The 23,575-nt window shown below is 42.5% G+C and carries 21 protein-coding genes and 1 pseudogene; 5 read left to right on the forward strand and 17 right to left on the reverse strand.

What is annotated here, in order from left to right:
• Nucleotides 1-101: 101 nt before the first annotated feature.
• A complete protein-coding gene (locus AMBT_RS08525) occupies nucleotides 102-956 on the reverse strand; it encodes a DUF2806 domain-containing protein (RefSeq protein WP_013784211.1) in 855 nt (284 codons plus the stop codon).
• A gap of 128 nt (nucleotides 957-1,084) precedes the next feature.
• On the opposite strand from AMBT_RS08525, the pseudogene AMBT_RS22925 reads away from it, so the two are divergent.
• Nucleotides 1,085-1,294: pseudogene (locus AMBT_RS22925) on the forward strand (IS110 family transposase); the annotation flags it as partial.
• 47 nt (nucleotides 1,295-1,341) lie between these two features.
• Here AMBT_RS22925 and AMBT_RS21905 read toward each other — a convergent pair.
• From AMBT_RS21905 to AMBT_RS08585, 11 genes are all read right to left on the reverse strand, one after another.
• Nucleotides 1,342-2,019: a DUF4145 domain-containing protein gene (locus tag AMBT_RS21905; RefSeq protein ID WP_013784213.1), complete on the reverse strand. Its 678-nt coding sequence runs from the start codon at nucleotides 2,017-2,019 to the stop codon at nucleotides 1,342-1,344.
• A gap of 137 nt (nucleotides 2,020-2,156) precedes the next feature.
• Nucleotides 2,157-2,894: a Qat anti-phage system TatD family nuclease QatD gene (gene qatD, locus AMBT_RS08540; protein ID WP_013784214.1), complete on the reverse strand. Its 738-nt coding sequence runs from the start codon at nucleotides 2,892-2,894 to the stop codon at nucleotides 2,157-2,159.
• Nucleotides 2,894-4,225: a Qat anti-phage system QueC-like protein QatC gene (gene qatC / locus AMBT_RS08545; protein ID WP_013784215.1), complete on the reverse strand. Its 1,332-nt coding sequence runs from the start codon at nucleotides 4,223-4,225 to the stop codon at nucleotides 2,894-2,896. The genes qatD and qatC overlap by 1 nt, the downstream gene beginning before the upstream one ends.
• The gene (locus AMBT_RS08550) at nucleotides 4,218-5,087 is read right to left on the reverse strand and encodes a Qat anti-phage system associated protein QatB (protein ID WP_013784216.1); all 870 of its coding nucleotides are present in this window, start codon (nucleotides 5,085-5,087) and stop codon (nucleotides 4,218-4,220) included. Before AMBT_RS08550 ends, qatC begins: the two co-directional genes overlap by 8 nt.
• Entirely contained in the window at nucleotides 5,087-6,856 is a 1,770-nt protein-coding gene (locus AMBT_RS08555; protein ID WP_013784217.1) for a KAP family P-loop NTPase fold protein, read from the reverse strand. Before AMBT_RS08555 ends, AMBT_RS08550 begins: the two co-directional genes overlap by 1 nt.
• A gap of 185 nt (nucleotides 6,857-7,041) precedes the next feature.
• Nucleotides 7,042-7,830, reverse strand: coding sequence for an ADP-ribosyltransferase family protein (locus tag AMBT_RS08560; protein WP_013784218.1), 789 nt, complete (start codon nucleotides 7,828-7,830; stop codon nucleotides 7,042-7,044).
• A 125-nt stretch (nucleotides 7,831-7,955) separates the two neighbouring features.
• Nucleotides 7,956-8,327: a hypothetical protein gene (locus tag AMBT_RS08565; protein ID WP_013784219.1), complete on the reverse strand. Its 372-nt coding sequence runs from the start codon at nucleotides 8,325-8,327 to the stop codon at nucleotides 7,956-7,958.
• Between the two features lie 120 nt (nucleotides 8,328-8,447).
• The gene (locus tag AMBT_RS08570; protein ID WP_013784220.1) at nucleotides 8,448-8,837 is read right to left on the reverse strand and encodes a DUF6680 family protein; all 390 of its coding nucleotides are present in this window, start codon (nucleotides 8,835-8,837) and stop codon (nucleotides 8,448-8,450) included.
• 99 nt (nucleotides 8,838-8,936) lie between these two features.
• Complete coding sequence (locus AMBT_RS22930; RefSeq protein ID WP_193352899.1) at nucleotides 8,937-9,554, reverse strand: GFA family protein; 618 nt, start codon at nucleotides 9,552-9,554, stop codon at nucleotides 8,937-8,939.
• A gap of 762 nt (nucleotides 9,555-10,316) precedes the next feature.
• Nucleotides 10,317-11,507, reverse strand: coding sequence for a c-type cytochrome (locus AMBT_RS08580; protein WP_148259091.1), 1,191 nt, complete (start codon nucleotides 11,505-11,507; stop codon nucleotides 10,317-10,319).
• Nucleotides 11,508-11,697: 190 nt separating this feature from the next.
• The gene (locus AMBT_RS08585) at nucleotides 11,698-12,885 is read right to left on the reverse strand and encodes a glutathione S-transferase family protein (RefSeq protein ID WP_013784223.1); all 1,188 of its coding nucleotides are present in this window, start codon (nucleotides 12,883-12,885) and stop codon (nucleotides 11,698-11,700) included.
• A gap of 312 nt (nucleotides 12,886-13,197) precedes the next feature.
• Here AMBT_RS08585 and AMBT_RS08590 point away from each other — a divergent pair, with 312 nt between their 5' ends.
• The 4 genes from AMBT_RS08590 to AMBT_RS08605 are packed head-to-tail and all read left to right on the forward strand — an operon-like array spanning nucleotide 13,198 to nucleotide 18,911.
• Entirely contained in the window at nucleotides 13,198-13,917 is a 720-nt protein-coding gene (locus AMBT_RS08590; protein ID WP_013784224.1) for an ABC transporter ATP-binding protein, read from the forward strand.
• Nucleotides 13,917-15,359 (forward strand): ABC transporter permease, encoded by a 1,443-nt coding sequence (locus AMBT_RS08595; RefSeq protein ID WP_013784225.1) that lies wholly within the window; start codon nucleotides 13,917-13,919, stop codon nucleotides 15,357-15,359. The genes AMBT_RS08590 and AMBT_RS08595 overlap by 1 nt, the downstream gene beginning before the upstream one ends.
• Entirely contained in the window at nucleotides 15,356-16,696 is a 1,341-nt protein-coding gene (locus AMBT_RS08600; RefSeq protein WP_013784226.1) for a DUF3526 domain-containing protein, read from the forward strand. The genes AMBT_RS08595 and AMBT_RS08600 overlap by 4 nt, the downstream gene beginning before the upstream one ends.
• Nucleotides 16,686-18,911: a TonB-dependent siderophore receptor gene (locus AMBT_RS08605; protein WP_013784227.1), complete on the forward strand. Its 2,226-nt coding sequence runs from the start codon at nucleotides 16,686-16,688 to the stop codon at nucleotides 18,909-18,911. The genes AMBT_RS08600 and AMBT_RS08605 overlap by 11 nt, the downstream gene beginning before the upstream one ends.
• Nucleotides 18,912-19,138: 227 nt before the next feature.
• On the opposite strand, the gene AMBT_RS08610 is transcribed toward AMBT_RS08605, so the two are convergent.
• From AMBT_RS08610 to dapA, 5 genes are all read right to left on the reverse strand, one after another.
• Complete coding sequence (locus AMBT_RS08610; protein ID WP_148259092.1) at nucleotides 19,139-19,453, reverse strand: hypothetical protein; 315 nt, start codon at nucleotides 19,451-19,453, stop codon at nucleotides 19,139-19,141.
• A 264-nt stretch (nucleotides 19,454-19,717) separates the two neighbouring features.
• Nucleotides 19,718-20,587 carry a DMT family transporter gene (locus AMBT_RS08615; RefSeq protein WP_013784229.1) on the reverse strand — a complete coding sequence of 290 codons (870 nt, stop codon included), beginning with the start codon at nucleotides 20,585-20,587 and terminating at the stop codon, nucleotides 19,718-19,720.
• Nucleotides 20,588-20,847: 260 nt separating this feature from the next.
• Complete coding sequence (gene purC / locus AMBT_RS08620; protein ID WP_013784230.1) at nucleotides 20,848-21,561, reverse strand: phosphoribosylaminoimidazolesuccinocarboxamide synthase; 714 nt, start codon at nucleotides 21,559-21,561, stop codon at nucleotides 20,848-20,850.
• Nucleotides 21,562-21,573: 12 nt separating this feature from the next.
• Nucleotides 21,574-22,677 (reverse strand): NlpB/DapX family lipoprotein, encoded by a 1,104-nt coding sequence (gene bamC, locus AMBT_RS08625; protein WP_013784231.1) that lies wholly within the window; start codon nucleotides 22,675-22,677, stop codon nucleotides 21,574-21,576.
• A gap of 12 nt (nucleotides 22,678-22,689) precedes the next feature.
• Nucleotides 22,690-23,574, reverse strand: a complete 885-nt coding sequence (gene dapA, locus AMBT_RS08630; protein ID WP_013784232.1) for a 4-hydroxy-tetrahydrodipicolinate synthase — start codon at nucleotides 23,572-23,574, stop codon at nucleotides 22,690-22,692.
• Between the last annotated feature and the right edge of the window lies 1 nt (nucleotide 23,575).

Below are 23,575 nucleotides of genomic sequence, written 5' to 3' on the forward strand. Positions count from 1 at the left end.
CTATTCGCCTAACGCCCCGCATTAAGCGGAAAATTATAGTTGGCTAAAATGTTTGAGGAACGAAAAACGGCCAACTGTAAATATTCCGTTTAAATGCCTTGTTAAGTAGTCGGGTTGACTTCAATGCCTTGTTTTTTAAACTGCTCTTTACAGTAGTCTATAAATTTCTCATTTTTAGCTGCATTGCAAATAGTTACCAACTCCTTTCCTGCTTGAGTATATAAGGCTTGGCCAATTCCAAATTTGTTATTTTCATCTTCTGGAAACTTTAGAAGAGTTTTCTGACCAAAGTAAAATACAATACCTTTCTTACTTACACCTTGTTTTGCATAGCCTGATACTGATTCAAATGAAATTAAGCCAATGGCATCAAGATGTTTTAAATCAGAAAAAGTAATACCCGCAGAAGAATAAACCTCATCCGTAACATCAAATATCAATGGTGTAGGTTCACCGACCATCCAAGTAAACTGACAAAATCGAGTAAACAAATCAGCGTCTTTACGATCCATCGATGCAACTAAATCCACAGTTCTTTTAGAGTATTTTCCAGGCTTGGTCGCTTCACCACTTAGCAAGTTTGACCATAGAGATTGCATTTGATCATTAGATATTTTGTCGCACTTATCAAAAAAGTGTGTAAGCCAGTCATCTTCAATATCTTCAGGTTTAGCATTAGGTGGTAAATTAACAGCAGCTTGAGCAGTGATTTTTTCAATATTTTCTTGCTTCTTGCTTTCTTGTTTTACATGTCGCTCGATTGCTCTTTGTTCTATATCACTTAGTTCTATTCCTGCTAGTGCCTTAATTTTTTCAGCTTCAGCTTCCGCATGTGCTTTTTTTATTACCCTTCGAGGTTCATAAAGTACGCCTACTGCATTTGAAATCTTCTCAATGAGTACAGTTGCGGGTTTTGCTAAATCACCCAAATTAATAATTGAGCTTCCATCTGCCATGATTTCTCCCTAGGTAACTTAGACACAATGACTCCCTGAGAAATGCTAGCCTCCGCATTTTCGTGGGTTAACTTTTCAGCCAGAGCCATAATTAGTTTGTCCAATACTAAATCAATTTGGAGGATAGCATGAACAAACATAGCATGATTTTTATCGGATTGGATACGTATAAAGAGTTTCACGAGGTTGCCTATTGTTAAGAGCAGCGTGGAGCAAGTGCGGTGCACTATGGCCGCATTCCTTCTTCAAAAGTCAGTGTCAAAAAGCTTATCCGTCAGTTTGAATCGAAATATCCGAGCGCGGCAATTCATGTGGTGTATGAACTAAACATGACAGGCATAATTCGCTCTGTCCCAGCTAGCCTGCGAGCGACTTAATGTGATTGTTAAGTGTTGCCCCTCTGAGGAACCCGCTCTTTTAGCTTTTCGGCTTTTTTCGAATGAACATAGATCGTTTCAACTAAACTTTCTGTTATTTCAATTACCGTTATTACATCTTCAGAACTGGGTTCATAGCCTCTATGAATGGCAGCATGACCTGCTTCCAAAATAGGCTCGATGATAGTTCTCTGTTTATCAGATAGGTAACCAGCTTTTTGAAAAGCTTCTAGGTTTTTCTTGAAACTTCCATTGTCTGTTACTTCTAAGATCATCATATGTTCAATTAACGCGCGAATACCCATAGCTGCCAGTCTGCGAGAATCATTATGTAGCGCTGAATATATTTCCTTAATAAGGCCTCGAACAAAGCGCATTTCATTATTGGGAAGAAGACCGCCAATTTCTGAAAGCCATTTGGGTTCTGCCCGAGAAATTGCAGGAGGGTAGTAGCTAATTTCAATAATTGGTCTGCCATATTCATCGCATATCTCAGAGAACCAACTTGAATGCATAAGTTTTACACTATCGCAGCCGCAACATTTGACCATATTAAATGTTTCGCTTCCATGTATTGTGTAGTGCTCAATCTCCTCATCCCAAGGTTGATCTTCCTTGTGTAACAATAGGTGGTTCGTTTCTCCAAGGCACTTGTTGCATTGTGCTTTTAATTTAATTTCTTCCATAAACTTCCAAAAACACTTAACGCTCGCATAATCGGCGAGCCGAAGGCGAGTCCGGTGGAAGCCACGCAGTGGCTGAAACGAAATTCATGCGCTTGTTATACGGCACTTTGAAAGTAAACCTACCGCCATTGCTGATTTTATGCATTCTTGTTTGAAAGCAAGTTTTTCAAAGTTAATTTTAGATCATCTTGTACTTGGTCAATTGTTTCCCCCCACAACTCCGAGAGAAACTCAATTACAAGTACTACATCTGATGGTAAAGCTGGCTTTCCGTCCGTTTTTGCAAATGGTCCGTCAGTCTCTAATAAGACTCTATTTTTTGGCAACCATGAAATAACTTTCCTTGCTCTAGCTGAATTAATCATTGCTGGACCAACCGAGAAGTAGCATCCAAGTCCCGCTGCACGGTTAACTTGTTTTTTTGTTGCTAAAAGCCAGTGTAAAATTGAAGTTCCACAATTTGGATACTTCCTTAACAACGCTAAAACTTCATCAACCGCATTGAGGCTGTGAATAGTTAGAATTTTATCGTCAAATTCACAACATTTACTCAAAATATGTTCAAACACTAACTTTTGAATTTCAATGTGTTCTGCATAGCCTCTAGAACCGTCTAGCCCAACTTCACCAATATATCGTGTAACACCACACAGAGAATCAAATAAAGAGAGCTCATTAACCCTTTGATGGGCTAACTGAGGATGCAACCCTAATGCTGTCCTACAGTTAGAGAGATTTTTTGTAAGATGGGCAGTGCCATTGAACGCAGAGGGCACTGTTGTTACAGAAAGCACGTAATAACCAGAATTTTCAATGTCACTCAGAATTTCGCTATGATCAGGATATAGATCAACATGACAATGCAAATCCATCATTACACTCTTTCCGCCTTGAGAAAAGTTTCTACTTCTTTCAATCCACGTTTGATTGTAGATTCAAGCTTTTTCCTCGTGACATCATCGTCAGGTAATGATCCACTTTGTCTAATCCATCCCTTATAATCTTTGGTATCTTTAAGCCTGATGATTGCCGTCTGCACCGCGTGTAGATCATCCCTAGTCTCTTTCTCTTTATGGACAAATTTTAGATTTTGACTGGCGTATGGTGCATCTTCCGTGAACCTCGCATGATGAACCGAAGACCTTCTTATTAAGCAAGGAACGCAGTGACCGCATTGCATATGCTTTCGGTGCCAATGACTACAGGACACGCTTAACGGTACTGCTTTGACAATTGCCGCTTGGTCAACACATTTTGCTAACATTTCACCTTTAGTTTTGAATTGGTATGGGTTTACAAATTTCACACGGAAACCTGCGTCTTTTAAGAGTTCTTCAAGACGACTCAAAAAATACGGATGAGTAGTACGTGTGCTGTGACTACCAATTCTTCGTCTTGTGAGTGGGGGATTGATAGAAATATACCCATTCTCCGGTACAATAATTGTTGAAATACTACTATCATTATTAGCGTTTCTAAGAGCTGATATACCCAATACAGCCATAGCCAAAAAGTTAAAACTTCTCCCACGCATCGTGACATCAGTTTTACCTTTCAACCGTGATATTAAACTAGGCGAAATACTATAAGAAAGCTCGCCATAGTGAGATTTTAAAAGCTTCTTTATATTCTCTTGCTTAACACCATCGCCACGGTAAGCATGGCTTAGCAGCAGAGGCTTATATTTGGATTTACCGTTAAGTGTGTCTATTGCACCAACTGCACTATCTAATCCACCAGAGAAAAGACAAACTGAGTTTAGTCCTCTAAGGCTATCTAGCCTTGCTTTGGATTTATTGCTCACTATAGGTTTTGGCATTTGAAGCGATGTTTTAGTGAACGTAAATTTCCACTGATCGCCAGTCAAGAAGTTCAAAATAGAGCTCAATCGGTCCGACAACATATTCCACAAGTTTTCGGCAATTACCGGGATATGTAGATGCATTACCCGTGACCACGCATCAGCCGCATCATCTCTACGCTCAAATGTATCAGCAGCGGTGACTGCACTGGCTATTGTTATCAAATCTATGGCATCTGCATCGACACTAATGCCAAGTTCACGTACTCGTTTTAGTAAGCTGCCGGAAGCTCGGCTGTGCTTGGTATTATCATGAGGATGCGTGTTAAAGAGCTGAACGGGGTGACAATTCTCCGAGTACGCAGGGAGCAGAGAAGGATCATTATTAAAATAGAAATTAATCATTGAAAGACTCCCATTCATCTACAGTCTGAGATATAGCGTCGATTTGTATCCTAGTGATATTGTCTTGAGATATATCCCCTCCATTGCCCCTCGTCACTTTTTCTACTTTAGATTGAGTTATCACTTTTATTAAATCCCTTAACTCTTCTTCCATTCTGTGATGTTTACTTGGGTGTTCGGCATGAAACCAAGCTTTCCCCATACCATTTACTACATCTTGAAAAATAAGATCTGTTAAGTAGCAAGAGATAGCTTCTTGCACGACTTCATCCGTAAACATTGACTCATCAAATGTGTCTTCCTCTGGCAATACTTCCGCTAGGGCAAAATCTAGTGCTAAACGTACAGAATCTGCATCACCATTTTCAGGTGTTAGATGCTCGCTTATGCGATCTATCGCTTGGTCTGTAGATAGTCCGTTAAGGTCAGATAGAGAAAGAGTTTTATCATTAACTCTAACGCTATCACCTTGCATTATTCCTAATAAGCCGGAACCTGCAGTGATACCGCTTGCTAATCTGCGGCTTGTTCCAGAACCCCCACCTGAGCTTCTCGAGTATTTCTTAAGAGAACCTCTTAAATTAGCCCTATCGCCATCTGATTTTGCATAATCTCCAAATGCTCTTCTTGCTCCTGTCAGGCGGTTTGGTGATGGAATATTTGGAACTGGTCCCGGAATCTGTTCTTGTACCGTTCCATTATCGATTTCCTGCGATGGCTCTTTACCATTATCACCATCTGGCTCTTGTTGAGCATCTCCTCCTTCGCCAACACCCACTTCAACAGGATCGCCTTGCTCTGCCCATGGAGGCAAAAGTGGGCTCCTATTATTCGGTCCAGTACTTGATGCTGAAGTTCCCATTATTTAGTTCCTTCTAATTCTTTTATTATCGATGATAACCATGGTTTTGGGGGGGATTTCTTCACGAAGGCTAGGAAATTAGCCTTACACCTCTCATCACTCATTGCTAGCTGTCTCGCACCATATAATCCCGGTGTTTTTAGCTGCAAGTCCTCAACTTTGCGAAGCTCTTCGATGAGGCTATCCATCACTGAGATGTATTCTTCACTCACTGTAAGTTCTATTAGCTCAGTACTAGCTTTACTGGAAGAAACTTTTTGCTTTATTAATCCTTCTAACATTCTTTGTGCTGTACCAGACATAACAGTATTAACTGAACCCATCGGAATGTTTTGTCTACTTAGATAAGCTGCCGCAGTTAAATTAACACCTGTGAACTTAGGTTTTAACCGAGACCATTTATTTAAAAAGCGTAATTCTTTCTTCCATTCATCGGGCAACTTATTTACGTCGAATTCTTTATCTGTATTTTCTAACTCAGTAATTACAGCTGGCTCGCCATTCTCTGTATCGATAAGCTCATACAATCTATTCGTTGCCTGGATACCCATGCAGCGCTCAAAAATCACTAACTTAGTTATTGTTTTTTCATCGAGCTGCATACCTCTGCGAAGAGCTGTTTTTTTCCTCATTCTAACTTGATTAAGTAACCGCTTAACAATTCTAGGATTACCGTTAATATTTGCCGACTCCGCAAGTATTGAGGCCATTTGCTCTGCAATCCTGAACTCTTCTCTCAGTTCAGCAACATAATCAAGATCACACCCATCCAGCAAGTCATCTACCGACACCTGCTCTTGCTTCCAAGAAAACTTAAGTGAGTTTTCTAGACTTTGTCTTAAACGGTCAAACTCTTGTTCGGGGATTTTTCGATCTTGGGCAATCAGCATGATCAAATAAGCCCTAACCTCAGCAACACCTGGTTTTGGGACATGCACTGGGATTTGTATAAGCTTATCCAAATAGTCGGTTTGATGACGTGCTGACGCACCCTTATGAAAATGTGGAATTGCTAAGCGGATCATGTCTGGGTCAGCCGCAACGACAAATGCCGTGTTAGGCATAAATAGGAACAATCTTATAGCTTCAAGCGTAGATATTGTATTTTCTGGTAAACATCTGTCTAAGTTATCAACATAGACGATAACGGGTTTTTCAAAAGCTTCTAATAAAGAAATGTACGACTTCCTGAACTCTCTTATCTCTTTTGGAGGCGAAAATTTTTGCTTAGGCTTTACAAGCCCTTTAGCTTTTTTACCTACCTTGCCAATCTCTTTGGCATCTTTCTGAAGATCTTCAAGGTCAAAATCGTCATCTTCTCCATCAGTAGCATCACTAGCCCATCCGAAAAAGCTCTGAATTGCCCCAAATGTTGGCACTCCAGAAATAGCAGCAGCGCCTTCAGCCATAAGCCCCATAAATCTTACTTTGTCTATACGTTTGGCAAAATCGAGAGCTTTTGCAAGTAGCTCTTCATCGCCAGCAGCAGCTTCGACGAGCTGCGCTGCAATGGTTTCTAAAAGTGCAGCTTTTGCATCGTCATATCCTTGAAACGTCCATGCGTCAAAATGAATCTGAATGTACTCTTGTTCTTCATTTTCAAGCGCGTTAGCTGTCAACTCTAGAATTGTTGACTTACCAGCTCCCCAATCACCGAATACACCAACAGATATTGGCATTAATTCTCTTTCTGTTATGAGGTCCCTGATTGATTCAGCAATTTCATTAAAATTTAAGAAGTCAACTTTTGATTCTTTATCTGACCACATTGAAATTAACAATCCTTATAAAAACTACACCAAAGGAAAGGGGAATATCTACTTTGGTTAGAAATCCTGCGCGTCTTCGGTGCCGTATAACGCCGCAATAAGCGGACTAAACCAGTGGGTTATACTGTGGAGCGAAGCGGAACGTAACCCACTGGTTTAGTTCCGTTTTAATTACCTTGTTAGGGCTAGTTATGATCTAGAACGTCCATTCTAATAAGTGTTTTGTTACTTGGTAAAATCTCTATCGCTGTAATTCTAAAAGCACAACAAATTGGAAAAAGCACTTCCTCTTCTTCTGGAAAAAAAGAATACTTCGAAATATCTCTCGGTGCTCTTTTTCCATATTCAGACAACGCGCTTACAGGTTTAAACTCGAACAAGACATTACCCTCTAGGCAGTTTTCCTTGGATTTTGACGCTGAAGTAAATGGTGCCCATATAAACATATCTCCAATATTATACTTGCTAATATCTTCGTCAGAAAAACTAGCCCCACGATAAGATAATTTCGTATACTCATCCTCTCTTCGAATAGCGGCATTGAGTTGAAGAATCCAAGGTACAAGAGTTTCTTTTCCAATATCTTCTCCTTGATGACCATCTCTCAACAAATTATTAACCTCATTATACAAGCCTTGTTCATCTGTATATTGGGCGATTATAGCTTTATTAATTTCGATTTCATTTTGTGCTAAAGATAATTCTGATGATTGCATTTCATATCCAGAATTGTGTAGAGAAGTTACAACTAGATCTTTAAGCCTATCAAATTCACCAGGTTCATCTCCAACCGAGTATGGATCAGGCTCATTTGTAATCTGAAGCCTAAAATGAATTAAATGTGCAAGCCATTGACGAAATGAATTGTCCTCTATTGCACTCTCTAATATGAAATTTTCACATTCAGCTAAAGAGATGTCACTTGAGTAGGTTAATCTTTTACCAACAGGTGTATTACTTAATCTAGTTCTCATGAATACCCATTACCTATGAAGAGCCATAACGCCCTAATTTGGTGGCACAAACGCGTGGGCTATACTGCGAAGCAGAGCCCGCGTGTTTGTGTCCCCAACATTTGTTTGTTAGGTGCGTTTTAAAATTACCAGTGTGCTTTAACATAGTTTAAGTTGCCACCACTTAGGCTGATATAGATTGTTTTGCCATTTTTAAATGGCATGTTCGATAAGACGAGAGGGGAACTGTTATCTATATTTATGGTAATTGTAGCGGTCCCTTCATTGATCGGACTATCCACATTAATTTTGAATACACTCATTTCTTTTTTAACTTGTGCAGTCATGTAAAAGCCAGTAGTAAAGTCAGGGCCCTCCACAATGATATTGCTAATCTCTAAATCATCCATGCCGTGAAGTTCAAGAATAAAATAGCTGCGACCGTTATTAAAGAAAGCGAAAACCAGCAAAGCTCCAATCAATAGCAATACGACAACCGGATATAGTTTTTCCTTCATAGCACCTAACGCCGTTATAAATTGCCCGCATTGCGGAGTGGATTTTTGCGGTAAAGTGGCGCAGCCACCGCAAAAAGGAGCGTAGCAATGCGGGTCAATTTGATAACCTTGTTATGTGCTTTACTGAATTGGTGTAAAAGGACGTAGAAAAAAATCATCATTTAGGCCCGCATGGCTAATACCCATTTCTTTACATATAGCCTTGAACAGTGAAACAAGATTATCGTGCATCCTATTTGGCACGGCCAACTCTCTATGCATATTATTTAGAGCCTGAATTATGGCTGGGCAGTCGTGAAATAAAATAACGATTTCACTAAGAGCACTAAAAAACTGTGCCTTCGCCTCAGGTGAGGTTTTCTCAGTTAAAGCGAATCGAAAACCCACAATCTTACGCAATAGTTCAATCTTCTGCTTTCTACTCTCATATCTTCGGTAATACCAAGTGGATATACCAACACCAATAATGCCTGAGAGAAGTGATGAAATTACTGTGATCGTTATATCCATACGATTCCTTTGTTCACATAACGCCTTTAGCTGCGGCGAGCGTTAGCGAGTCCAGCCCAAGGTTCCCTTGGGCGAGGCAGGCTAAACTTGTTAAGTGATTTATTGCTGAACATATTTAAAAGTATCCGCACCATCAAAATGCCTGACATTGACCGATTTAAATAGTTCAGGGTTTGCCATTCTGATGTTGATTGCGACCCTATTTGTACCATCATCTCTTATCTGCGTGTAGTGAGTTGTACAACCACAAAGAGAGCATGAGTGATATGAACGTAGTTTGTTACCCCACAAATAAACTGTGGTATTTGATGTTGTTTTAATCTCGACTTGATCAGCCGTGTAATAAGCCCAAAGAGCGCCTACACGGAAACACATTGAGCAATTACAGCTAGTAATCGAATCTAATCGTTTATCAGCTGTTATTACTATATTTCCGCAATGACATTTTGCTTCGATCATGTTTCCTCCTTGAACACTTAACATTAAGCTAAGCGGCGCAGTTGCGTGGGGCATAATGGCGAAGCCGCCCCGCGTAAATGCGTCCGAGCGACCGAAGGGAGTGGTCTTAAGCGCCTTGTTGTAAGCAGAGCCAGTTCCTTTGATCTTTTTAAAAACTGTTGAAGCCAGCATACGATTGATTGTTAACACAAACAAGCAAAACGACTGTGCAGTGATGGTTTTGATTTGGCAGCAGCTAGCTGCCATTTGAACTAACAAGTGTAATGGCGCTTACTGACTTTAAATAAGAGCTTGTCGATAAAGCGCCTATTACACCACCTTCAAAGTGAATGCGGCGGAATAAAACCTACCACAAGCCAAAGCGATGCTAATGAAAACAGGTAAGGGTAGTTGCACCACTTTTTTTACTAAGGCAAACGAAGTTTAGGCTGACGCCTTATAACGCTAAGCTTTGGGCACAAACGCGTGGGCTATACTGCGAAGCAGCCCACGTGTTTGTGTCCACAACAGCGCCTTGTTAGCCCTAACACTGAACGTTCGCAGCTTTGCTGCCCTGCACCAAGATGTTTGCATATAATAATTGCCCTTCCCTGATATGCTTTTACCTTAAACAACCACCAGAAAAACAACAACTGATTTTTACATTAGCCATTTGCCGGTACTGAAAAATCTGCGCTGCCAATTAAGCTGAGAATTGCACGGTACGATTGCTGATAAAAGCAATCCTTGCTTACAGCGAAAGATTGCCCGCGCCGCGCAAACCACGGGAAGAAATTACCATGGTTGGTTGATAGCCCTGGACACAAAAAACAACCAATAGCGGTGGGACGCTAAAACAAGTTGAGATACCGGCGTTAACACTGCCCCGATCTTTTATTTTTGCAACAATTAACGAATGGGGGCTAACGCTAAGCTAACGGGCACAAATGCAGCGCTATAATGGCGAAGCCGCGCTGCATTTGTGTCCCAGTGACCGAAGGGAACGAGTTTAGCGCCTTGTTATGCTCCCCACATTCGACCTTAATTACTCTGTCTCTTAACATTGTCAGTTTTATCTTTTCCAGCGACAACAGGTAAGCCCATTTCGATCCACTTTAAAATACCTTCATCTATGACAGCTGTATTTTCATAACCAAGGCTGCGTAAATGATCTACAACTGAATCAGAAGCTGCATGTGGACAAGCGCAGTAAGCTACTATCCAAGTGCCGTCATTGGGTAAGTTTTCTGCAATCCTAGATTTGTCTCGATAATACGGCATAGGGACAGCCCCAGGAATATGAATACGTTGCCACGCGGACCCTGGGCGAGTATCTAAAACAATCATTCTTTTTTTCTCTTCTATCGCCTTTACTACCTCCATGGCAGGTACATACCGACCTTCCCTGAGATTGAAAGCCGGTCCGTCTCCTCTAGAATTCACTACGTACTCATCCGGACTAGGCCATTCGGCAAGTTCAACCGGTGCTGGCTTCCAACCTGATGCTTGACTTCTTAAATATGCGACCAAATCATTAATCTCTTCGTCTCCAAGAAGATGTTTAAAACTCTGCATCGGTGTATCTTCGCGACCATGTACAATCGCGTGCTTAATATAACTATCTGTTGCGCTAGAGAGGAACAATTGGTCAGCTATAGCAGGCGCTGTGACACCTTGGCCTTGCTGGCCGTGACAACTTGAACAGTTTGAAGCATAGAGTGCTTTTCCTTTGGAAGAATCTCCTTTTATTGAAACTTGCTCTAATTCTACAGGTGAGACGTTCTCTTTCTGAGCAAGCCACCTTATCAGTAATATGATATCTGAATCTGTAAGAGGGCCTCCGGCCTCGTGACTGTAGCCATCCATCGCCGAATTTACTCTTCCCCAAGAAATAGAATCGAACAGTAACTGTGGATACGCTGTACTCAGCATCGATTTTGATTTTAATGAAGGCGCATGATCTGCTTTATATCCCTCGCGGTCTTTTCCATGGCAAAGTGAGCAATACTGCTGATACATAGCATCCGCCTTTTCCATTTCATCAGTATTCAGCGTCAATGACAGATCAGCGTTGCTGGGTATACAATAAAACACAATTAGTGGAGTAAAACCTAAAAGTAAAAAGCGGCACATATTAAATAATCCTTTTTTTAAAAAAACCATATCTAAAATCGATGACGATGTTAGATGGGAGCATAACAACTTATTATATGGAAAAAATCCTTTATACAAGATGGAAAGTTTCCGTACATGATTTCCCTAATCAACAAACTTTCGCACGAAAACAACCTATTATCAATAGATTATGATCCAAGCTTTCAAAGCCGCCGCCACATTCCGGAATGATTCCTTTTTATTTCCAACAACGCCAAAAACGCAACCAACTGTATAAAAAAACAGCCCACCGATATTCACAACAACCTCACTCAAACACCAACCTATTACCCTCAAAAGCAACCCGCTCATTCACGTCCAGTTGCATATATTCCAGACCCCCTACCTCTTCCAGCAAACTCATCAACTCAGGACTCGGCTGTTCAATGCTATTAAACACATCTAATACACGTTGTAATTTGTATTGATGAAAGCTCGATATAAAACGTTGCTTTTCTACATTTTCAGCTTCGCCCCGCCCTATTTTGAACGTGTGCTGCCCTATTGTTCTTGGAATAAAGCGCGCAGTATTTTCATTACTCGCATTCTTCTCTCGCCAATTACTTAACGCTTCTGAAGTGTTTTTCAACACCGGCCATTGCTGGGCAAACACGTTCGTTAATAATGGCAATAAGGTTGCAGGTATTTCGTCGTTTTCTAAAAAGGCGGGGTTGCTGGCAGGGTTGTTATCGTTACGGGCAGCATCACTTGTATGCTTTTCAGCGCTTGGGTTATTCATTCGCTTAACCCAGGCGGCTACATTGGGTGCTATTTCATCCATTAATTGTTTTGGTGCAGGGTCGCGGTATAAGTGGGCATACAATGGCCCTAATAAACCAAAGTCGCCAGTGCAGGGTTTATCGCCCAGCAAATATTTATGTGTAGCAAAATGTTCGTTTAAATAATGCAGAACGGTGTTTTCGTACCAGTCTTCAATATAGGGAATGCTTTTCTTGGTAATGCCTAACAGTGGCACAAACCCTTGAAACTTTTTGGCTAGTTTCTTCCCAAAATACGCTTTAACAAATTTTGGTGCTTTGGGGGTAACTACTTGCCCAAACTCTTCATATATAAAAGGGAAGTTATCTTTGTTCCAGCGGTAATGCATGGCGGGAATAACCAGCCATTCATCACCCCACAGGGCGAAAAGTTCGCTTACAAGGTGCTGTGCGGGTGTGGTGGGTACTACTGATAGATGATTGGTGTTGGTATCTGCCTGTGTATTAGCCCGAGCCTGCGCTTCAAAGTAATCAATAATGCGGGCGGTATCTTGTAAATATTCATCTGAAGGGGTCTTAACCACCGGAATAAAGGTAACACCGGTTTTCGGGCGAATTATTTTTTTGTATACCGATACGGTAGACAGCACTTCGGTAAAAGGCAGTTGCTTATAGTTAAGGTAGGCGCGAATTTTACCCGTATACAAAGACACTTCAGAACCATACAAAATATACACTACAACATACTCTTAAACGCTAAATAACAACAAGATAATAGTAAGTTATGTTCACGTCTATGAAATGCCTATTTTGTTCAATGATACAGCACCATAAGGATGGCTATTTACTAGCCTCTACTCTTTACTTATTAGCCATCGACTCTTTACTTACTACCCAGCTACGCACCAGTAATTAGCCATCTAAGCACCAACAAGTATTCATTTCCCAACCGCTTAGTAGCCATATAAACGAAAAATGCAAAAAATATTTCACATCGCAATTGTTACAATATAACATATCACCAAATTTCGACTTTATACCGAAAATCAATGACATCAAAATCTGTAATCAGTGCTAGTGAATTATCGGTACGTATAGGCCAACGTACTATTCTTGATAACCTTAATTTTGAAGTAGGCAATGGTGAAGTGTTTGCCCTTCTTGGTGGAAACGGTGCGGGTAAATCCACAACCCTTAAAACCTTTTTAGGGTTAATGAAACCTAGCGCTGGCACAGCGTCTGTTATGGGCATGTCGGTAGCAGACAATACCAACGAAGTGCAAAAGTCGGTGGCTTATTTACCGGAGTCGGTCACGCTTTATGGTCACCTTTCAGGATATGAAAACATTCGCTATTTTTTGTCGGTTGCCGGTGTCGAAAAAACGGACGATGCTATTCATGAAGCCCTTAAAAAAGTAGCCCTTCAAGAAAATGCTTGGCACAACACGTTGTCGAACTATTCAAAAGGGATGAGGCAGAAAACCGCCATTGCATTAGCCATTCTTCGTAATGCCCCAGTGCTGTTTTTAGATGAACCTACTTCTGGCCTCGACCCTGCTGCTATTGATGAATTTAACTCGCTAGTGTCGGAGTTAGCCAACAATGGTGCCACCATATTTATGGTAACCCATGATGTGTATGGAGCTTGTCAGGTTGCGCACCGTATTGTGTTGCTAAGTAACGGCAAGCTTACGGGGTCGTTTGAACGCTCGGGCGATACGCCTATCGATACCGAAGCCGTTCACGCAGCCTTTGCAGGGCGCAACTGATGGTAAGCAAAACAGTAAAAACAATTTGCGCCGAACAGTGGCGTTATTGGCTGCGAACCAAAGTTGCTACCACGGTGTTAATTTTGGGCAGTGTACTCACCCTAGCTGCACTTGTGGTAAATAGCTTTCATATTGAAGAGGCAGCGCACGCCAGAGAACACCTTCAACATGAAGCTGAAGAACGCTTTTTATCGCAGCCCGACAAACATCCGCACCGCATGGTGCATTACGGGCATTATGTGTTTCGTACGCCTACCCCGCTTAGCGTAATAGAACCGGGTGTAGACACGTACACAGGTAACGCAATTTTCTTAGAAGGCCACAGGCAAAACAGTGCCATGTTTGCCGAGCAGCGTCAGTCTGCAGGGCTTACCCGTTTTAGTAGCTTAACGCCAAGCTTTTTAGCATTAGTGTTAGCGCCGCTGTTTATTATTCTTATTGGCTACGGCAGCGTTTCACGGGAACGTGAAGCAGGCACACTCACTTTATTACTTACCCAAGGCGCTAGCCGTTGGCAGTTGGTGTTGGGAAAACTGGTGGCCTTAATGCTGGCTAGCGGTATTTTTTTACTGCCCTTGTTATTGGCTTGCGTGTATGTCGCCTTTTCCAATGAAAGCGCCTTAGTGGTAACCCTTTTCTGCTTAGGTTATATGCTTTACTTCATGTTGTGGGCTGTAGTGGTTACTGCCTGCTCTACGTTATTTGAAAAAAGCAGTGCCAGCTTTACCGTGCTTATCGTTATATGGATGAGCGCTTGCATATTGTTACCTAGAATGGGCAGCAGTGTGGCGACCAGTTTAGAGCCCTCTATTGGTAAGTTAGAAGCCGACTTTAAAGTAGAAGAAAAGCTTCGCAGCTTAGGTGATGGTCACGATGTTAACGATCCGGCATTTGTGACTCTTAAACAAGACCTTCTCGAGAAATACAATGTCGATTCGGTAGACGACCTTCCTGTGAACTTTCGAGGCATAGTGGCGCAATATTCAGAGCAGCGCCAAGCGGTTGTCATTAATGAATTTGCTGAAAGCCGCATGCAAGAAGAACTAGCCCAAGCGCGTATTGCAAGGCAATTTGGCTGGCTTTCCCCTACCGTGGCACTGCGTTCGTTCTCTACCCTGCTTGCGGGCACCAGTATTGAAACTCACCACCGTTTTTTGCGTGAAGCCGAAATGCTACGTATGCAGTTTGTGCAAGGCTTAAACAAAGTGCACGTAGAAAAGCTTGATTACAAACTGGATATGAGCCGCAACGATAGCGAAGAAGCCGCAGACAAAGCGGTAGTACAGGCCAGTAACTGGGCAGTATTGTCTGAGTTTAGTTTCCAGCCCGAAGCCCCCGTAGCGCGTTTAAGCAGTGCTGCCATGTACTGTTTACAACTTCTTCTTTGGGTGGGTGTTGCTGTACTACTTCTTAATCTTGCAGTAAGGAGGCTAAACCCATGATGCGGTTTAACGATATTAAGCGCGAAGCGGGGTTTGTGTTTGCACACCGCCAATTTAAAATAACCTTGTTGGTGGTATTTCTATTAAGCACGGTAGCCTTGTGGTCGGGTCATGCTGAAATGCAGGCGCAACAAGCTACTATTGAACGCTTATTAGAAAAAGACACTGTAGAGCGTGAAGCGGTGCTTTCCCATCAAAATAGCTATGGCATGGTGGCGTATTACGCCTTTCACCTTACCTATGCGCCGCCGTCGCCCCTCGCCTTTGCTGTTGTGGGTGAACGTGATGTGTTTCCGTGGAAGCATCGTATACGTATGTTAGCCCTTGAAGGCCAAATATACGAAAGCGACACCGACAACCCAGAATTAGCCTTTTTAGGGCGTTTCGATTTTGCCTTTGTGGTAAGCGTGTTATTACCGCTATTTATTATTTTGTTGCTGTACGACTTAAAAGCAAAAGAGCGTGAAGCCAGACGTTTCGACTTACTTAATGTAACGGCGCGCAATAGCCATGCGGTATGGACCTCTCGTACGCTAGTTACGCTGGTGCCGTTAGCCTTAGTTACACTTATTCCTTTTATTGCCTTTGCCATTGTAAATGGCGCATCGCTACGTTCTGTCTTGCTAGCCTGCGTTATTGTACTGGGTACTATAAGCGTGTGGTCTGCCATTGTATTGGCCATTGGCGCGGCGCAACGGTTTGCTAAATACAGTGCCACCCACCTTGCCTCGTTAATGTTGGGTGTATGGCTTATTACCACCGTAATAGTTCCAGTTACCGGTCATAACGTTATTAATGCGGTTGTTAATACACCGGAAGGTGGCGACATTGTGCTTACACAACGTGAAGCAGTAAACGGTGCCTGGGATAAGCCGATAGAAGCCACGTGGGAAAAGTTCATTGAAACTCACCCACAGTGGGCTAATTACACGGCGTACGATCCTGAACGTGATGGTTCGTTTAACTGGAAATGGTATTACGCTTTTCAACAAGTTGGCGATGAACGGGCAAGCGAACTTTCTAACGCTTATCAACAAGCTACCCTCAGAAAAAACCAGCTGGCAGGTTATGTGTCTTTGTTATCGCCTTCGTTACTAACCCAGCGTTTGCTATCGAACACCGCTAACACCAACGTGCAATCTATGATTGATTATGAAAATAAGGTGCGCGCGTTTCACGCATCGTTGCGCGAGTTTTATTACCAACAACTTTTTGCTGCGCCTGAGTTTACAGAAGCCAGCCTTAAGCAGCTTCCACAATTCACTACAACTTCACAATTTACTACAACATTTACTACAACAAAAATGAACACACAGGAAAACACCAATGAAAAATAACTGGGTGAAATCTACACTCGCCATCAGTATTGCTGCATTTTTCAATGCCCCTGCTTTTGCTCAAACAAATGACGGTCAAACAAATGCCCAAGGCGCGTCTCAAAAAAACGAAGAAGCAAAGGTCGAGAAAATTACGGTACACGGCATGCACCGCGCTTATCAAGGTGCATTTGAATACAAAGAAGTGCCTGCCGCCGCGCAAGATATCGACTTAGGCTTAATTGGTGATGCAGGTGCCATTAACTTAAATGATGCATTAGATCTTTCTGCTTCGGTAGCCAGGCAGAATAACTTTGGTGGGTTGTGGAATAGTTTTGCCATTCGTGGTTTTTCTGGTGATGAAAACCTACCAAGTGGTTTCTTGGTAAATGGGTTTAATGCTGGCCGTGGCTTTGGTGGCCCTCGTGATTTGGCGGGTATCGACCATGTGGAAGTATTAAAAGGCCCTAAAGCGGCTTTATTTGGCCGTGGTGAACCTGGCGGTGCAGTTAACTTAGTGACCAAGCGCCCACAATTTGTTTCAGGTGGCGAAGTAAAAGCCACTTATGGCAGTTGGGATCAAATGCGCATTGAAGCCGACGTGCAAACGGTAGCGGGCGCAAAAGAAGATGTTGGCGTTCGCTTAGTGGGCTTTTACGAAGACGCTGAAAGCTTCAGAGATACGGTAGAAACCGAAAAGTTAGGCTTTTACCCTTCTGTTACCTGGGAGTTTTCTGAAGATACCCGTATTACCTACGAGCTTGAATACACAAATCAAAAAATCCCCTTCGACCGTGGTGTTATTGCGGTGGATGGTAAGTTAGGTATACAGCCTATTGAAACCTTCGTGGGCGACCCATCTGGAGATAGAATTACTACCGACGTGGTTGGTCACCAGCTTGAGATTTCTCACGAACTCAACGATGACTGGAACCTACTTATCGGCGCTGGCCTGCGTGACACTACCTTTGAAGGTAATGCACTAGAAACTAACTTTGCAGGGCGTCAAACCTTGTTTATCGACCCAGATCAAACCTTGCTTTCACGCTTTAAACGCTACCGCGACTTTGAAACCGATTATGTAGTACTGCGCGGCGAAATTGCCGGTGAGTTTGATACGGGTTCAATTAGCCATCGCGTTATTATTGGTGGTGATTACGATAAGTTCGAAAACGATCAGGTTATCTTGCGCTACCGCCCATCTTATTTTTCTGGCGACACAGACATTAACGATTTGGATTTAAGCCAATATCTTGTGGTAGATATTCTTAACCCAGATTACTCGCCTGTGGCTGATGTTGAGTTGTCAGACAACCTAAACCGCCTAGAAACCCAAGAAGCATGGGGAATGTACATTCAAGACCAAGTGAACATTACCGATAAGTTTCAAGTGCGCTTTGGTGGTCGAATTGACAAATTTGAACAAGAAATTCAAAACCGCTTAAGCGATCCGGTAGCCATTACCTCGCAAGATGACACCCAATTTTCACCTCAGTTAGGTGCAGTGTATTTACTTGATGACAGCATTAGTTTTTACGCCACGTACGGTGAAGGCTTCCGCCAACTTACGGGTTCTGATTATGCAGGTAATCCGTTTGAACCAAACCAATCTGAGTCTACCGAAGTGGGTGTTAAAACCGACCTAACGTCGTTCTTTAACAACGTTCGCGGCGACATCACCCTGTCTATCTTTAATATCGATCAAAGCAATATTTTAGTGTTCGATAGTAGTGATGAAGCGTCTGACGGTTTCTTTTTAACCCCTGGCGGCGAAGCCCGTAGTCGTGGTGTTGAACTAGATGTAAACGCTGAATTTAGCAACGGCATTAGCTTGTGGGTATCTTATGCGTATATCGATGCAGAAAGTACCAACGATGCGGCTGACGCTAACTTTGTGGCCTCTATTGAAGCGGGCGATCCGCTAATTAACGTGCCTGAAAATCAACTAAGCGTTCAAGTAGGCAAAAGCCTTACGGTTTCAGATATGCCGGTTCGCTTAGGTACTGGTTTGTTGTACGTAGATGAGCGCTTAGGCCAAACAGCTACAGACTTCTATTTGCCTAGCTACACTACCGTGCGAGCGTTTGCGCAAATTGAACCGGTTGAAAACTTAGTGGTACGTGCAGAAGTAGACAATCTTTTCGATAAAGAGCACTACACCAACTCTTTTGCCGATGTATGGGTTGAGCCAGGTGCACCGCGCCGCTTTAGAGTATCGGCGTCTTATCGTTTCTAGGCTTTATAGTTAAAAGCTTTGTAGTAAAAGCGAGAAAAGATGGCTGCAATGGAAAATGGTAATAGCGTATTGTTCACTCAACCGCTATAACGTAACCGCTCTCATTACAGCACCATCAGTTGATAAATGACGTAGATTAGCTTTGTTTCCCTTATGCTTATTTACGTCATTTTTTTATGTGTTGAAAACCAAAAGCTCAGCTTATCGGATTGGGTTAACGACTTAGGTTATCGACTAGGCGTAGATTGCACTTTTAAGTTGTAGTCTTTCGCTATGCCTTCAACAATGCGGGTTAAACCCACTATCTCGCCTTGGTCATCCTTACTCCATGTGCAAGTAAGCGTGCTGGTGCCTTTTCGAAGCTTGCCCTGCCAACTGTCATGGCTTACATCTAGGTCGCCTCTAGCATCAGTTAATTCCCAGCCTTTATCTTTAAAGTCGAAAACAATGGTGGCAAACCTTTCGCCTGGGATAGCCTCAATAATTTTTAAGTCTTTACGCTGGAATTTAGAAGCAATTAGTGCACGCCGAATGTTAGTCAATAAGCCCACGTTAATCCTTTATAGTAATGGTCGAAGCTGCGGTTTTTAGTCTGAGCTGCCGCTCATATCAGCGCTGCGGCTCATTATAGGCGCTGCGGCTAATGGGATAACAACCCAGTTCATCGACATCTACATTTAACTACTTTTTAACATGCTTTGCCAATTACCGCCACTTTGCCGTTTATTAGTAGTGTCCAGCGGGCGTACTTCTCTCTTAAATTAGGCTTCCCTAAATTAGGCTTCGTTTAACACAGCTTCGTTTAACTAAGCTTTGCGCATTTTAATAACCAACCAAATACCGCCTAATGTCATTAAAGAGGCAACCATAATTTGTACGCTAATGGCTTCGGCAAGAAACGCCCAGCCCATGAGCGTAGCAATAACCGGAACACTTAACTGAACGGTGGCAGCCGTTGTCGATTGAATTAAAGGTAATGCCTTGTACCAAATGGCATAGCCACAACCAGATGCCACTATTCCAGATGCCAGCGCAAATAACACCCCATCGTTGCTCCATTGCCAAGTATCGGTTACCCATAACCAAACAATCAAAGGCAGGGAAAGTAGCGTGGCATATAAAAAATTACCCGCCGTTAGCAATAAGGGCGCATTACTCTTTTTACCTAGTAAAGAATAAAAACCCCATGCAATACCGGCGCTTATCATTAATAAAGCTGAAAACAATGGTGGCGCACTAGCCCCTGGAAGCAGCAAGATAACTAAGCCTGCAAAAGCCAGTAAAAACCCTAGCCACTGAAACGAAGCAAAGCGTTCGCCTTTTAATAAGCCCACTGAAATCATAGTGAGCTGCACCGCCCCAAACAATAGCAACGCGCCTGTGCCTGTCGACATCGAGATATACGCATAAGAAAATGCAATAGCGTAAATAAATAAGCTTAACGCCCCTGCTATTGATGCTTGTTGTTTAATTGCTGCTATTGGGCTGATGTTTTTTGATGAACGGCGGGCAGTAAAGGCCACTAAAAGGGCTAAGCACAATGCGCCACTGGCTAAGCGTATTGTGGTGAAAAGGCCCGGGTCGATATCGGTATTAGCCAATGCCATTCGGCATAATAACGAATTGGCCGCAAACGCCAGCATGGCAATACACACTAATCCGTACGGGTTACCCATTCGTTTTCTCCAGCAGCGTATACATAAAAGCCCTTTTTATAATGATGATAATTTTATAGCGTTTAGTTGTGTATTTAGCATTATATAAAATGCACAAAGCTCTTTTTGAACAAAGCTATTTTAAATAAAGCATTGTTTAATCAAAGCTATGTTAATCAAGGCTCTGTTAATCAAAGCGTTGCTTAATTTACCTTTTTACAGGCAAAAGAAAAGGACCGCAATGGGTCCTTTTTTCGTTCAATCTTTACATTACTAAGCCGTTACAGTGAAACACCTAAGCGTTCTGCAACTTCAATGTAAGTTTCAACCACTGAGCCTAGGCCTTGTCTGAAACGGTCTTTATCCATTTTCTTACGGGTTTCTTTGTCCCACAAGCGACAACCGTCAGGAGTAAATTCATCACCTAAAACAATGTTGCCATCAGGATCAACACCAAATTCAAGTTTGTAATCTACTAGCAACATGCCTGCTTCATCAAACAGCGATTTAAGTACGGCATTTACTTTAAACGTTAACGACTTCATTTCAGCAATTTGCGCCTCAGTCGCCCAACCAAATGACACAATATGATAATCGTTAATCATAGGGTCGTGCAGTGCGTCGTTTTTAAGGAAGAATTCAAACACAGGCGGTGCCAACGTTTGCCCTTCTTCTACACCAAGACGACGAACCAAAGAGCCAGCCGCTAGGTTACGAACAACACATTCCACTGGGATCATGTCTAGCTTTTTAACTAAAGATTCAGTGTCAGAAAGCAAGGCTTCTACTTGCGTAGCAATACCCGCTTCTTCAAGTTTAGTCATAATAAAATGGTTAAACTTGTTATTCACTTCGCCTTTACGGTCTAGCTGTTCAATTTTTTCACCATCGAAAGCTGATGTGTCGTTTCTGAAATGCAGAATTAACTTATCGCTGTCATCGGTAAAATACACAGTTTTTGCTTTACCGCGGTAAAGCTCGTCACGTTTTTCCATTCTCAGTCTCAATTATATATCAAGGTTATCTTCTGACATGACCTCGGCAAATGCGCCGTAAAGGTCTGAAACCTGATTGGCTTCAAAAGGTTCGCTTTCATTATTCATGAAAGTCACTGAACTGCGTTTCTCACCGGCACGTGAAACTTTTAAACGGTAGTCACCTTTTTCAAGTAACTCGTTGTCGCTAGAGAACAAGCCGCCCCACCAACCCGTTTCACTACCATTATAGGTAACAAACAGTAAGCCGTTTGATTTGTCTAAATCTTTTACGTCGAAACCTAGTTTACGCAATACTAACAACATACGTGGCCATACCACGTCGTACTGTGCATCCACCATAAATGCGGGGTTGCCGTCATCGTTAAAGCCCATTTCGGTATTTAAGCCTTGGCGAATACGTGCAATTCGGCGGGTTTCTTGTAACTGAATTTGGTATTCGTAATGACCAATCACTTGGTTCAGTACGTCTACTTCTTCGCGGCGCTCTTGCATGCTAGAAATTTCTGCAACAACATCGTCACCAGTAGTGGCCATGTAGTCTTTTAAATCAACAGAAAGCGCTGCCGTTCTACCGTGAGGTTTTACGTCTAGAACGAATTCAAAGCGGCGACCCACTTCACTTTCCGTGCTGGTCCAGCTGTACCACGGGCTATCCACTTCTTTTTTGATGATCATCCAGTCAGTGTTTAACACTTGCTGTTCAGGATCGAAGAAATCTACGCCAATGCCTTGTTCTTCTAGGAAGCTTAACAAAGAATTCCACACGGCTTGGCTTAACGGCTGGCTATCATCAACTTGGTCAAACCAAATTGTTGCTGTGCTTTTGCCTTCTTCAACGTGTGAACCAGTAACAAGCGGCAATACCAATGCAGGAGACTGCACAAGTAGTTTCTTTCCAACAAGACTTTCATCTACGCTTTCGTCTAATTCAGGTACTGCAAACTCTCTAGAAAAAGTGGGCGCATCTAAGTCGGCTGGAACACGTACTGGGGTTTGTTCTTTTGTTTCTAAGTACTTGTACGTTCCTGAAGCCGTCTTTCTATCTGTTTGGCTTGAACAACCTGCAAGTGCGATTACTACCATCGAACTCACTATAGCCAGCGTTCTATTCATCTGTGTTCCTTATTAACCCGAAATCAATGCGTATTTTTGTAATAGTTCTTCGATATGTTTTTGGCTTACAAGTTCCGGTAAAACCATAGGTAATCGCATTTGTGCACTTTCCATCATGCCCATTTTGTATAAAGCCCACTTTGGAATAACTGGATTAGGCTCGATAAATAGCGCGCTGTGAAGCAATTCGATGCTTTCATCTATAGTGCGACATTTATCAAAATCTTTTGCTAAAGCGGCTTCGCACATTTGTGCAATAGCCTTAGGTACCACGTTTGCTGTCACAGAAATAACACCATGACCGCCTTCACACATAAACTCACAACTTGTGCCGTCATCACCACTTAGTAAAACGAAGTCTGAAGGAACAAGTGCTTGCGTTGCTTTAAGGCGAGCAATATCACCGGTTGCGTCTTTTAATCCAACAATGTTTTTGTGAGATGAAAGTTCGGCAACGGTTTCAGGCAGCATGTCAGCAACGGTTCTACCCGGTACATTGTATAACAACACCGGTAAATCGCTGGCATCAGCAATGGCGTTGAAGTGTGCCACCATGCCTGCTTGTTGAGGCTTGTTGTAGTAAGGAACTACACTTAAGAAGCCGTCGATACCGGCCGCACCCAATTGTTGGGTAAGAAAAATCGCTTCGGCAGTTGAGTTTGCGCCACTACCTGCAATAACAGGAATAGCGCCAGACACCATAGCAACGGTCTCTTTAACTACGTTTACGTGTTCATCAAACGGTAAGGTGGCCGACTCGCCAGTGGTGCCAACAGACACAATACCATGTGTGCCTTGTTCAACATGAAAGCGCACTAGCTTCTCAAGTGACTTGTAATCGATGTCGCCGTTTTCAAACATCGGCGTGACGAGTGCTACGTAACTACCAGTAAACATA

The sequence above is a fragment of the Alteromonas naphthalenivorans genome (assembly GCF_000213655.1).
GTDB lineage: Bacteria > Pseudomonadota > Gammaproteobacteria > Enterobacterales > Alteromonadaceae > Alteromonas > Alteromonas naphthalenivorans.